The 12,585-nt window shown below is 69.6% G+C and carries 11 protein-coding genes; 6 read left to right on the top strand and 5 right to left on the bottom strand.

Going from position 1 to position 12,585, the window contains the following annotated elements:
* The first annotated feature begins 72 nt into the window (after positions 1–72).
* A complete protein-coding gene (locus OG430_RS29275) occupies positions 73–1,737 on the top strand; it encodes an LCP family protein (protein WP_327355614.1) in 1,665 nt (554 codons plus the stop codon).
* 75 nt (positions 1,738–1,812) lie between these two features.
* Here the strand turns inward: OG430_RS29275 and OG430_RS29270 are convergent, their stop codons facing one another.
* Positions 1,813–2,877, bottom strand: coding sequence for a glycosyltransferase family 2 protein (locus OG430_RS29270; RefSeq protein WP_327355612.1), 1,065 nt, complete (start codon positions 2,875–2,877; stop codon positions 1,813–1,815).
* A gap of 183 nt (positions 2,878–3,060) precedes the next feature.
* Here OG430_RS29270 and OG430_RS29265 point away from each other — a divergent pair, with 183 nt between their 5' ends.
* Complete coding sequence (locus OG430_RS29265; protein ID WP_442816739.1) at positions 3,061–4,482, top strand: LCP family protein; 1,422 nt, start codon at positions 3,061–3,063, stop codon at positions 4,480–4,482.
* A gap of 1,233 nt (positions 4,483–5,715) precedes the next feature.
* On the opposite strand, the gene OG430_RS29260 is transcribed toward OG430_RS29265, so the two are convergent.
* Positions 5,716–6,141 carry an ATP-binding protein gene (locus OG430_RS29260; protein ID WP_327355610.1) on the bottom strand — a complete coding sequence of 142 codons (426 nt, stop codon included), beginning with the start codon at positions 6,139–6,141 and terminating at the stop codon, positions 5,716–5,718.
* Positions 6,142–6,374: 233 nt separating this feature from the next.
* Between OG430_RS29260 and OG430_RS29255 the strand changes: the two genes are divergently transcribed.
* Together OG430_RS29255 and OG430_RS29250 are read left to right on the top strand one after the other, a co-directional pair.
* Positions 6,375–7,226: a helix-turn-helix domain-containing protein gene (locus OG430_RS29255; protein ID WP_327355609.1), complete on the top strand. Its 852-nt coding sequence runs from the start codon at positions 6,375–6,377 to the stop codon at positions 7,224–7,226.
* 7 nt (positions 7,227–7,233) lie between these two features.
* Positions 7,234–7,404 carry a DUF397 domain-containing protein gene (locus tag OG430_RS29250; protein WP_327355608.1) on the top strand — a complete coding sequence of 57 codons (171 nt, stop codon included), beginning with the start codon at positions 7,234–7,236 and terminating at the stop codon, positions 7,402–7,404.
* Between the two features lie 52 nt (positions 7,405–7,456).
* Here OG430_RS29250 and OG430_RS29245 read toward each other — a convergent pair whose 3' ends face one another.
* Positions 7,457–8,614 (bottom strand): acyl-CoA dehydrogenase, encoded by a 1,158-nt coding sequence (locus tag OG430_RS29245; RefSeq protein ID WP_327355607.1) that lies wholly within the window; start codon positions 8,612–8,614, stop codon positions 7,457–7,459.
* Between the two features lie 177 nt (positions 8,615–8,791).
* Here OG430_RS29245 and OG430_RS29240 point away from each other — a divergent pair, with 177 nt between their 5' ends.
* Positions 8,792–10,117, top strand: coding sequence for a UDP-glucose dehydrogenase family protein (locus OG430_RS29240; protein WP_327355606.1), 1,326 nt, complete (start codon positions 8,792–8,794; stop codon positions 10,115–10,117).
* A gap of 152 nt (positions 10,118–10,269) precedes the next feature.
* Here the strand turns inward: OG430_RS29240 and OG430_RS29235 are convergent, their stop codons facing one another.
* Positions 10,270–10,764 (bottom strand): CGNR zinc finger domain-containing protein, encoded by a 495-nt coding sequence (locus OG430_RS29235; RefSeq protein ID WP_327355605.1) that lies wholly within the window; start codon positions 10,762–10,764, stop codon positions 10,270–10,272.
* Between the two features lie 88 nt (positions 10,765–10,852).
* Between OG430_RS29235 and OG430_RS29230 the strand changes: the two genes are divergently transcribed.
* Positions 10,853–11,215 carry a VOC family protein gene (locus tag OG430_RS29230; RefSeq protein ID WP_327355604.1) on the top strand — a complete coding sequence of 121 codons (363 nt, stop codon included), beginning with the start codon at positions 10,853–10,855 and terminating at the stop codon, positions 11,213–11,215.
* A gap of 62 nt (positions 11,216–11,277) precedes the next feature.
* On the opposite strand, the gene OG430_RS29225 is transcribed toward OG430_RS29230, so the two are convergent.
* A complete protein-coding gene (locus tag OG430_RS29225) occupies positions 11,278–12,462 on the bottom strand; it encodes a dipeptidase (protein WP_327355603.1) in 1,185 nt (394 codons plus the stop codon).
* Positions 12,463–12,585: the final 123 nt, after the last annotated feature.

The following is a 12,585-nucleotide window of genomic DNA, read 5'->3' as shown; positions in this document are numbered from 1 at the left end:
AAGTGAGAACCGGCCCGCCCGCCCCGCCACAAGCTGGGGCGGGCGGAGCCGCAGGGCGGGGAGGGGCAGGGGATGAGGCAAGGCAGTGTGCGCGGACAGGGGGCGCGTTCGCGCGACCGGCGCGCTCAGGATCTCGGCTGGGACGAGAGTCTCTACGAGGAGGGCGACAGACGGGAGGGCGAGGGCGGTGCGGACTCGCCCCCACCGGGTGAGCGCAGTCATCGGCGCGGCGGCCCCAGAACGCAGCGTCGCGGGCGCCGGATACTTCGCTGGGTGGCGATCGTCTTCGCGGTACTGATACTCGGGACGGCCGGCGCCGGTTACCTCTATTACCAGCACCTGAACAACAACATCAGGACCACCCCGCTGCCCGAGGAGGGCCGCGCTCCCTCGGCCACCCCCAATGCGGCCGGGCAGACCCCGCTGAACATCCTGCTGATCGGTTCCGATGCCCGGGACACCAAGGAGAACCAGAAGCTCGGCGGCGCCAAGGACACCTTCAACGGGCCCCCGCTCGCCGATGTCCAGATGCTGCTCCACCTCTCCGCGGACCGGACCAACATGTCCGTCGTCAGCATGCCGCGCGACACCCTGGTCGACATTCCCAAGTGCACGGATCCCAAGACCGAGCACGTCTATGCGGCCAGCACCCGCCCCACCATGACCAATCAGTCCCTCATGCGTGGTGGAGCCGGCTGCACCGTGCTGACCTGGGAGAAGCTGACCGGGATTCGTATCGACCACTTCATGATGGTCGACTTCTCCGGCGTGGTCTCGATGGCCGACGCGGTGGGCGGCGTCCCCGTCTGTGTGGACGCCAACATCCTGTCCCGTGGCAAGAACGGCCGTGGTGGCTCGGGCCTCAAGCTGGAGGAGGGCACCACCGACATCCAGGGCAAGCAGGCGCTGCAGTGGCTGCGTACCCGTTACGGCTTCGAGGACAACACCGACATCGGCCGCACCAAGGCCCAGAACATGTACATGAACGCGCTGGCCAGAAAGGTCCGTTCGGACGCCAAGCTGAGCAACCCGAACAAGCTGCGCCGCCTCGCCGAAGAGGCCACCGACGCGCTCCAGGTGGACGACGGCCTCGACACGGTCAAGAAGCTCTACGACCTGTCCAACGAGCTCAAGAAGATCCCGCCCAAGCGCATCACCATGGTCCGGATGCCGTGGCAGTGGGCCGTCTCCGACCGCAACCGGGTGGAGCCCAAGCCCGGCGAGGCCGCCAACCTCTTCCGCATGGTCCGTGAGGACATCGCCCTCGACGGCAAGGACGCCAAGAAGACGCTCGACGAGAAGACCTCCAACGACCCGGCTGCCGATCCCGCCGAGACCGGCGTCGCGGTGCAGAACGGCACCGGTACGGCCACCGAACAGGCCGTCCCCGGCCGCGCCAGCACGGTGGCCCAGCTACTCGTCGCCAAGGGTTACAAGCGGGCGGCCTCGGACCAGGAGAACACCCCGGTCGAGGAACGTACACTGATCCGCTTTCCCAGCGCCGAACTGGAGGGCGACGCCCAGAAGCTCGCCAAGTCCCTGGGTCTGCCGGTGAGTTCGGTCAAGGAGTCCAAGGAAGTCTCCGGGGTCACCCTGGTGGTCGGCCACGACTGGCGCACCGGCGAGCTGCCGCCGAAGCCCCCGAAGGAAGAGAACAAGACTCCCGCCTCCGCGACGGCCATCAATGGCGCGGACAAGAAGGCATGCATGCACGTGAACCCCAACTACACCTGGTAATAGGCGAGTTGCGCGAGAAGGGCCCCGGCAGCTGCTGCCGGGGCCCTTCTCGTACGTCGCTGCGGAGGCGGGCCCTCAGGCCTCGCTGAGGACCGCCGGGCGGCGCGAGGCGATGACCTTCTTGGCCAGCGAGCGCGGGCTGGTCAGGAAGCCGTACCCCCACGACATGTGCATGGTCGCGAGCGCCACCGGGATCTGCAGCCGCGCCTTCAGCGGCAGCCCCTTGCCGGCCGGGACGGACCCGGCGGCGATGGCGGCGACGTACCCGGCGGGAATGACGAAGCCGAGCGGGCTGACCACCGCGCCCACCACGACGCCCGCCACGATCGCGCACACGGCGGTCGGCGGGGCGAGGTAGCGCAGGTTGATCGAGCCCTCGTGGTAGCGGGCGACGACGTGGCGCCAGCGGCCGTAGTCCTTGTACTGCTTGGCGAGCGCCTTGACGGAGGGCCGCGGGCGGTACGAGACCTTGAGCTCCGGCGAGAACCAGATGGCCCCGCCCGCTTCCCTGATCCGGAAGTTCAGCTCCCAGTCCTGGGCGCGGATGAACTCCTCGTTGTACCCGCCCTGCTGCTCCAGCGCCTCGCGCCGGAAGACACCCAGATACACGGTTTCCGCCGGGCCGGCCTGGCCGCCGGTGTGGAAGGCGGCGTTCCCGACGCCGATCTTCGACGTCATCGCGGCGGCGACCGCGTGCTCCCAGTCGTTCTCGCCCTCGGCGTGCATGATCCCGCCGACGTTCTGCGCGCCGGTCTCGCCGAGGAGGCGGACCGCGGTGGCGATGTAGTTCGGCGAGAGCATGCCGTGGCCGTCCACGCGTACGACGATCGGGTGGCTGGAGGCCTTGATCGCGGCGTTCAGGGCGGCGGGCGTACGTCCCGTGGGATTGGGGACCGTGTGCACGCGCGCGTTCTTATTGGATGCGGTCTCCGCCACGAGCTCGGCCGCGATCTCATCGGTCCGGTCCGTGGACGGGCCGAGCGCGATCACCACCTCCATCTCGCCCGCGTACTCCTGCTGCAGGATCGCGTGGATGGCTCCGCGCAGATGCCGTTCCTCATTGAGGACGGGCATGATCACGGATACGGCCGGGGGCTGCACGTCGGGAGACTGGGTGTCCCTCTGGGTGTTGTCGCTCATCAGGCGTCACGTTACCGCGAATGGGGGACACGGGCGCGCGCCAGCCGGGTCGCTCCCCTGGGCAGCATTTCGTATCGGCTTACGGTTGCACGCGTTCCCGGCGCCCTTCCCGCGGAGGTGTCCCACGTGCCCACGCCGCCCCGCTCCCCCGCCCGCCCCCCACGTCAGCACCCCGGACAGCCGATGCGGCCCTCGGCCGGACGGCGCAGGCGACGCCCGGCGAAGCCCCGGTGGGCCATGCGGGTGGCGACGGCCTTCTCGGTGGTGGTCCTCGCCTCGGCCGGGATCGGGCATGCGGTGGTGACGAGCCTGGACACCGGGATCGCCCGGGTCGACCCCTTCAAGGACATGAAGAATCGTCCCAGCCCGGGCGACGGCGGCATGAACGTCCTGCTTGTCGGCACGGACGGCCGCGACAAGATCACCGAGGAGGAGCGCCGCAAGTACCGGCTCGGCGGCGCCCCCTGCCACTGCACCGACACGATCATGATCGTGCACATCTCGGAGGACCGGGACCGCGCGAGCGTGGTGAGCCTGCCCCGCGACTCCTACGCGGAGGCGCCCGCGCACACCGACATGAACTCCGGCGAGAAGCACCACATGCACCCGATCAAGATCAACGCGGCGTATGCGGAGGGCGGGCCGAACCTCACGGTCCGCACGATCGAGCACATGACGAAGGTGAAGATCGACCACTATCTGGAGGTCGATTTCAGCAGCTTCATGAAGACGGTGGACGTGCTCGGCGGGGTGGAGATCTGCACGATCCGGCCCATGAAGGACTCGTACACCGGACTCGATCTCTCGGCGGGCACCCACAGGCTGAACGGCGGCGAGGCCCTGCAGTACGTGCGCTCCCGGCACATCGACGGGGCGGCGGACCTGGGCCGGATGCAGCGCCAGCAGCGCTTCCTGGCCGCGATCATCGCGAAGGCGACGTCGTCCGGGGTGCTGCTCAACCCGGTCAAGTTCCGCAACGTGACCAAGACGGTCCTCGGGTCGGTACGCGCCGACAAGAGCTTCGGCATGGACGACATGCTCGACCTGGGGCGGGCGATGCGCAGCTTCACTCCGGCGTCGTCGGAGTTCACGTCGGTGCCGATCGGGAAGATGGGGCACGTCGTGCCCGGGATCGGGTCGACCCTGAAGTGGGACAAGGACAAGTCCGAGAAGCTCTTCAAGGCCCTGCGCGAGGACCGGCCGCTGGCGCCCTACCGGGTGCGGCGGGCCAAGGCGACTCCGGTGGACGTCGCTCCGCAGCAGATTCGGGTGCAGGTGGAGAACGGGACGCGGGTGTCGGGGCTGGGCAAGAAGGTGGACCGCGCCCTGCGCTCGACCGGGTTCCGGACCACTCGGCAGCCGATTGCCGCGTCCAAGTTGGGGGTGCGGCGGACCGTGGTGACGTATGACCCTCGGTGGGATCGGTCGGCGAAGTCGTTGGCGACTGCGTTGCCGGGGTGCGAGATGAAGAAGGTGAAGGGGCAGGGGGCCCTTTTGAAGGTGATCGCAGGGTCGGACTTCGACGGGGTGCGGCGGGTGCGGGCCGATGATCCGTATCAGGGCGAGTTCGGGGTCGTGACCGGGGATCAGGTGGTGTGCGGCTGAGGGGATTGCCCCCTTCGCTCAGGGCCGGGGCTCACCGCTTGCTTGTGGCGGTGAGCCCCGGCTCTCTTTGTCTTGTCCGGGCTGGGTGGGGTCCTTGAGGTCGGTCCTTGAGGTCGGTCCTTGAGGTCGGTCCTTGAGGTCGGTCCTTGAGGTCCGTCCTTGAGGTCCGTCCTTGAGGTCACCGCTCAAAGACAAAGACTTGATTGCGTGGCTGGTGTGGGTGGGTGGTTGCGCGGACCTCCGTCTGTCTCGTTGTTGGGTGCGGGTGGTCGGTGGCTGGCTTTCCCCAATTGCTGTCAGTACGGGGCCCGGGAAGGTGGCTGCCGGTGATGGAAGAGGTGGGGGCAGGGCAAAGACAAAGACCGCAGCGAGAGAAGGGGACGGAGGGGGGAGGGGGGCTGGAGGGGAGGTGCGGGCCCGGGGGGGGTGCGGGCCTGGGGCGGGGAAGTGCGGGCTCGGCGGGGGAAGCGCTGGCCTGGGACGGGGAAGTGCGGGCCCGGCGAGGGGAGATGCGGGCTCGGGACGGGGAAGTGCGGGCTCGGCGGGGGAGGTGCGGGCTCCGGACGGGGAAGCGCGGGCCCGGCGGGGGGAAGCGCTGGCCCGGGGCAGGGAGTGCGAGCTCGGGTGGGGGAGGCGGGAGCCCGAGACGGGGAGGCTGGGGCTGGCCGTGCGGAAGGTGGCGTCGGGGTGCCCGGTTTGCCCGTTAGGTGAGCCCCTTTCCCGCCACGAGGCGGCAGAGGGCGGCGCCTGGAGGCTTAGTGGGGGGAATGGGGCGCAAAAGCGTCCCTTTTGTGCTGGTTCTGTTGCCCGTTTTCCCCCACTAGGCCCCCAGCTCGCCCTCCGGGCCCCCGCCCACCCCCAAGCTCTCGCCCGCCCCCTCCCCTCGCTCGCCCTTCGAGCCCTCGCCCGCCCCCTTCCCTCGCCTGCTCCCTTCCCTCGCCCGCCCCCTTCCCTCGCCCGCCCTTCGAGCCCTCGCCCGCGCCCTTCCCTCGCCCACCCTCCGAGCCCCCGCCCACCCCCTCCATCCCCTCCCCTCGCTGCGGTCTTTGTCTTTCGTCTTTGCTCTTCCCCCGCCTCTTCCATCACCGGCAACTTTCCCCCTGGGCCCCGTACTGACATCAGTTGGGGAAAGCCAGCCCGCAGAGCACCCGCAGCCAGCAACGAAACAGACGGAGGTCCGCGCAACCACCCACCCCCACCAGCCACGCAATCAGGCTTTTCGCTCCTACCTCGCTACGCGGCGCCGAGTTCGCACCACACGTACTTGCCGTGGTCGCCATGCGAAGTCAGGGGATGCCAACCCCAGTTCCCGGCACAGGCGCGGACCAGGTTGAGGCCCCGGCCCTCCTCCGCGTCATCTGCAGCCAGACCCAACGGAGGCGCGGGCGGGGTGCGGTCCGCGTCCCACGCCCCGACCCGGAGCACGCCACCCGCCCAACGCAGCCGCAGCGCCGCCGGGCCCTTGGTGTGGCGCACCGCGTTGCCGATCAGCTCCGACGCGAGGAGCTCCGCGAGGTCGGCCAAGTGAGGCAAACCGTGCAGGGCCAGGACGTGGCGCAAGGTGTGGCGGCAGACCGTCACCGCGCGTGGCGTGTGCGGGATGCACAGGGTGTACTCCCAGGGTTCTTCGGGGTCCCCTGGGGCTACGTCTTGCGGCATGGCCAACTCCGTTGAGTGAGGGAGGAGTTGATGGCGCGCGGCGGACCGCTGGGCGGTGGCAGTGTCACCTTCGTCATGGCATGACGGGGCGGTGCGCTTCCGGGGTCCCGGTCTCGCAGCGTTTGCGACGCGTCACCGACGGTAGGGCATTAATTTCTGCCTATGCAACCGATTCGCGTACCCTGACACCCGAACGTGGCGCGCCCTCAAGGGGGTTGAGGCAAGGAGGGCAGATGGCACCGAGGAGCCATCCCACCGCACGGCAGGTGCGCCTGGGCGCGGAGTTGCGCAGGCTGCGAGAGGCGTCGGGGCTAAAGGCTCGCGAGGTAGCAGCGTTCCTGAACTCGACCTCAGCCCAGATGAGCCAGATGGAAGCAGGAATCGCCAGCGTCAGCGCGGAGCGCATCCGTCGCCTCGCGGCCCACTATGGCTGCACCGATGGGCAGTTGATCGACGCACTGGCGGGCATGGCGGGCGAGCGCACGCGCGGATGGTGGGACGAATATCGAGGGGTCCTCCCCCAGGTGAACCTGGACGTGGCCGAAGCGGAGCACCACGCCACGTTCCTGCACGAGGTCGTCATCACCGACATCCCCGGGCTTCTCCAGACGCCGGATTACGCCAAGGCAGTGTTCAGGTACATGCGTCCCGAGCTCCCCGAGAGCGAGCTCGCCCCCCGGGTAGAGCACCGGATGCGACGGCGAACCGTCATCGAAGACCCGCACCCAACCCCGTACACGACACTGATCCACGAGTTCGCTCTGCGCATCCGTGTAGCCGACCGCCAGGTCTCACGCGCTCAACTCCGACAGATCCTGAACCAGATCGAGCAAGGGCACGTCGGCGTGCGCGTCATCCCCACCGACCAGGATGGATTTGCCGGCGCCGGAGCCTCGATGATGCACATAGGAGGACCGGTCCCCCGGCTGGAAACCGGACTCCGCGATGCCCCCACGGGAACCGCCTTCATGGATGCGGAACCCCAACTGGAGCATCTTCGAACGCTCTTCCGTAAGGTGGAGAGTGCGTCGCTGGACCTCGTGGCGTCGCGGGACTTCATCCACCGCTTGACGAAAGAGCTGTGAGCCACCCATGAACTGGCAGAAGTCGTCCTTCTCCGGCGGCGGCGAGGGCAACACCTGCGTGGAGCTCGCGAACCTCGACCGAGCCATCCACCTCCGCGAAAGCGACTCCCCCACAACGGAGTTGACCACCACCCCGGAGACCCTCGCCCAACTCCTCCGCGCCCTCAAAACGCCATAGGGCCCCGCCCGAAAAACGAGCGAGGCCCCAACAGCGTACGGAGACGTACGAACTACGGCAGATTCCGCGCCATCACGATCCGCTGGACCTGATTCGTGCCCTCATAGATCTGGGTGATCTTGGCGTCGCGCATCATGCGCTCGACCGGGTAGTCACGGGTGTAGCCGTACCCACCGAGGAGCTGGACCGCGTCCGTGGTGACCTCCATCGCGACGTCGGACGCGAAGCACTTCGCCGCGGCCCCCTGGAAGGTGAGGTCCGCGTCGCCGCGCTGCGACTTCGCGGCCGCCGCGTACGTCAGCTGGCGGGCGGCCTCGATCTTCATGGCCATGTCCGCGAGCATGAACTGCACGCCCTGGAAGTCGCCGATCGGCTTGCCGAACTGCTTGCGCTCCTGGACGTAGCCCTTGGCGTAGTCGAGGGCGCCCTGGGCGATGCCGAGCGCCTGGGCCGCGATGGTGATGCGGGTGTGGTCCAGGGTCTTCATCGCCGTGGCGAAGCCGGTGCCCTCCTCGCCGATCATGCGGTCGGCGGGGATGCGGACGTTGTCGAGGTAGACCTCGCGGGTCGGGGAGCCCTTGATGCCGAGCTTCTTCTCCGGAGCGCCGAAGGAGACGCCCTCGTCCGACTTCTCGACGACGAAGGCCGAGATGCCCTTGGAGCGCTTGGTCGGGTCGGTCACGGCCATCACCGTGTAGTACTCCGATACGCCGGCGTTGGTGATCCAGCGCTTCACGCCGTTCAGCACCCAGAAGTCGCCGTCGCGGACCGCGCGGGTCTTCATGCCCGCCGCGTCCGAGCCCGCGTCCGGCTCGGAGAGGCAGTACGAGAACATGCCGTCGCCCTTGGCCAGCGGGGTCATGTACTTCTTCTTCAGGTCCTCGGAGCCGGAGAGGATCACCGGGAGCGAGCCCAGCTTGTTCACGGCCGGGATGAGGGAGGACGAGGCGCAGACGCGGGCCACCTCCTCGATCACGATGACCGTGGCGAGCGCGTCGGCGCCCGCGCCGCCGTACTCCTCCGGCACGTGCACGGCGTGCAGGTCGTTCGCGGTCAGCGCGTCCAGCGCCTCCTGCGGGAAGCGGGCGTCCTCGTCCACCACGGCCGCGAAGGGCGCGATCTTCGCCTCGGCGAGCGAGCGGATCGCGTCCCGGAGCATGTCGTGCTCCTCGGCCGGGCGGTACAGGTCGAAATCAGCGGTTCCCGCCAACGTCTCTCACTCCCCAAGGTGCTAACTACCGTTAAGTAACCAAGCTGGTCATCCAGATTTTAGGGCCCGTGACCCCGCTGTAGTACGTGAGGTTGGCGACAGCGGGAAAAAGCCGCTGGTACGGCCCGACTATGCTCGGTCAGCGCATCCCTGCCCTCCCCCCTCAGGAGCAACCGCATGGCCCCCAAGATCACAGTGATCGGCACCGGCTACCTCGGCGCCACCCACGCCGCGGCCATGGCGGAGCTCGGCTTCGAGGTGCTCGGCCTCGATGTCGTGACCGAGAAGGTCGAGATGCTCTCGCAGGGCCGGGTGCCCATGTACGAGCCCGGCCTGGAGGAGCTGCTCGCCCAGCACGTCGCGGGCATCGAAGGGTCCAGCGGGCGGCTGCGCTTCACCACCTCGTGGGAAGAGATCGGCGCGTTCGGCGACGTCCACTTCGTCTGCGTGAACACCCCGCAGCGGCACGGCGAGTACGCGTGCGACATGTCGTACGTCGACTCCGCCTTCGCCTCGCTCGCGCCCGTGGTCCGCGAGGGTGCGCTGGTCGTCGGCAAGTCGACGGTGCCGGTCGGCTCGGCCGCGCGGCTCGCCCAGGTCCTTCCGGAGGGCGTGGAGCTGGCCTGGAACCCGGAGTTCCTGCGCGAGGGCTTCGCCGTCAACGACACCCTGCACCCGGACCGGATCGTGGTCGGCGTGGAGAGCGAGCGGGCCGAGAAGCAGCTGCGTGAGGTGTACGCGACGCCGCTCTCGGAGGGCTCGCCCTTCGTGGTCACGGACTTCCCGACCGCCGAGCTGGTGAAGACCTCCGCGAACTCGTTCCTCGCGACGAAGATCTCGTTCATCAACGCCATGGCCGAGGTCTGTGAGGCCGCCGGCGGCGACGTGGTGAAGCTGGCGGAGGCCATCGGCTACGACGAGCGCATCGGGTCGAAGTTCCTGCGGGCCGGGATCGGGTTCGGCGGCGGGTGTCTGCCCAAGGACATCCGAGCCTTCATGGCGCGCGCCGGTGAGCTGGGCGCGGACCAGGCGCTGACCTTCCTGCGTGAGGTCGACTCGATCAACATGCGGCGTCGGGGGCACATGGTCGAGCTCGCGCGGGAGGCCGTGGGGGGTGACTCGTTCCTGGGGAAGCGGGTTGCCGTGCTGGGCGCCACGTTCAAGCCCGACTCGGATGACGTCCGGGATTCGCCTGCGCTGAACGTCGCCGGGCAGATCCATCTGCAGGGTGGGCAGGTCACTGTGTACGACCCCAAGGGCATGGCCAATGCCCGGAAGCTCTTCCCGACGCTTGGGTATGCGGATTCCGCGCTCGGGGCCGTGCGGGGGGCCGATGTGGTGCTGCACCTCACGGAGTGGCGGGAGTTTCGGGAGCTTGATCCCGTTGCGCTCGGGGCGGTCGTTTCCGAGCGGCTCATTCTCGATGGGCGCAACGCCCTCGACCCCGTCAAGTGGCGTGAGGCGGGCTGGACTTATCGGGCGATGGGGCGTCCTGCCGCCTAGGAATTTTTCTCCCCGCCCCGCCCCTTCCCGAAATCCTGCGGAGCCGGGGTGGGCGGGGGTTCACGAACGGGGGCTTCGCCCCCGGACCCCCGGATCGGCCTTCGGCCTCTGTCCTCAAACGCCGGACGGGCTGAAAGATGCGAAGCGAGGATTCAGCCCTTGCGGGCCCGGTAAGCCCGCATCTTCGCGCGTGCCCCGCACACCTGCATCGAGCACCAGCGGCTGCGGCCCGCCGGGCTGCGGTCGTAGTACGCCCAGTGGCAGTGCGGGGCCTCGCAGGCCTTGAGGCGGGGCCAGGTGGTCGGGGACAGGGCGATGGCCGTGGCGATGCGGGACGTCAACGAGGGCTTGGCCGGGTGTAGTTGGGCTACGCCCGTCTCGTCGACCGTGACCAGTAGCGGGGCCTCGGCGAGGAGGTCCGTCAGGGGGCGGACCTGCCGGTGCGGGGCGTGGCCCGCGTGGGCCAGGCAGGCCGCGCGCAGCGACTCGCGGAGCTCCTTGGCCGGCTCCGTCTCCCCCGCCGTCAGGGCGAAGGGCGCCCGGCCCTCGGCCGAGTCCAGCTGATCGGCGCCCGTCTCCACGTCCAGGGTGTTCATCAGGGCCTCGATGAGAGCCAGTTCCCCCGGTGCGGACGCTCTGTCATTCATGCTTGCGACGTTACCTCCATTGCGGGAGTATGAGGTAACCGTTACTGGTTCAGCCTAGATACCGGTAACCCTCAGGGAGGAAAACACCATGGCTGTGGCCAAGTTGGGCCCCGTCGTCCTCGACTGTCCCGACCCTCGTGCGCTCGCCGGGTTCTACGCCGCCGTCCTGGGCGGCACCGTGAGCGAGGGGGACAGGGGCTGGGTCGACCTCACCGGGCACCCGGGCTCACCGCTCGCGTTCCAGCTCGCCGAGGGGTACGTACCGCCGAAGTGGCCCTCGCCCGAACAGTCCCAGCAGTTCCATCTGGACCTGACCGTCGACGACCTGGACGCGGCGGAGGAGCAGGTGCTCGCGCTCGGCGCGAAGGCGCTGGACGCCGAGGACCGGGCGCGCACCTGGCGGGTGTACGCGGACCCGGCCGGGCATCCCTTCTGCCTCTGCGCCTGCTGAGGTCTGCCTGCGCCTGCTGAAGTCTGCCCGCGCCTGCTGAGGCCGCGTACGCCCGCGGTGCCTCAGACGTCGAGGCGGTCGATCGTCGCCGAGGACGGCGGGCGGCGCAGCTGGGCCGCGCGGGCCGTGAAGTCCGCGTCGCGCAGCACCCGTTGGACGTTGCCCCAGGTCAACAGGGCCACCTCCGCCTCGGTCCAGCCGCGCTCCAAGAGCTCGGCGAGGAGGTGCGGATAGCGGGCGGGGTCCTCCAGCTCGGGGGCGTGCGTCGTCTCTTCGGTGTCGTACGTGCCGGAGAGGCCGACGTGCTCGACGCCCGCGATCTCCCGCACATGGTCCAGGTGGTCCGCCGCGTGCCGCAGTGTGGGCCCCGCCTGCGCGGTCGACAGGGGGACCATGCACAGGCCGCGGTTGGCCGGCAGCGCTGCGAGCAGGTCGTCCGTCAGGTTGTCCGGGTGGTCGGTGAGGGCGCGGGCACCGGAGCGGGAGAAGAGGACCGGGGCCTTGGACACGGCGAGGGTGCGCCGGATCGTGGCCTCGGAGCTGTGGCTGAGGTCGGCCAGGACGCCGAGCCGGTTCATCTCGCGGACGACCTCCTCGCCGAAGCGGGACAGGCCGGTGCCGCTCGCCCAGCGGGTGCCGAGCAGCGCGATGCTGCGTACGCCCAGGGTGTGCAGGGCGCGCAGGGCGCCCAGGGAGTCGCCGAGCGCGGTGGCGTTGGCGGGGCCGAGCAGGCAGGCGATGCGGCCGTGTGCGCGGGAGTCGGCGGACTCGGAGGCGGAGCGGGCCATGCGCAGGGCGTCCGGGTGGCTGCGTACGACCCCTTCGGTGAGGTCGATCAGGCCCAGAGTGGCGCTGACGGCCCGGTCGCCGGTGTAGTCGTCGGGGACGCGCAGGGACCAGAACATGGCGCCGACCGAACCGGCCCGAAGGCGCGGGATGTCGGTGCGCAGGGCGCTCTCGCCGAGCTCCAGGTCGTACCAGGCGAGCTGGCTCAGCGCCCACGGCAGCCCGCTGTGCCCGTCGGCCACGGGGTGCGTGGCGAGCAGGGAGCGGACGCGTTCCATGGGGGTCGCGCCGGGGCCCAGCGGCGTGGGCGGCTCGACCGGGGCGGGGGGCGCTGCCGCTTCGAGCTCGGCGGCGCATTCGGCGTCGAGCGCGGGATCGACCTCGACCGGGGCCGGGGCGGCGGGCGGATCGAGCGTGCCGACCTCGCCGGGGGCGTGCGATTCGTCCTGCAGGTCCGCCATGGGGGGCTCCGGGTGTCGACTGCTCGGGAGGGCAGGGAGGGAGGGCAGTGAGGACACCGTAGGCATGTAAGGGGCGGGGCTTCCTGGCGGATGGTGCGTACGGGGTACGGGGTGCCGGGCCGG

The organism is Streptomyces sp. NBC_01304 (assembly GCF_035975855.1).
Taxonomy (GTDB): domain Bacteria; phylum Actinomycetota; class Actinomycetes; order Streptomycetales; family Streptomycetaceae; genus Streptomyces.
The sequence above is the reverse complement of the archived record's forward strand: the minus strand, read 5'-3'. Positions and strand labels throughout refer to the sequence as shown.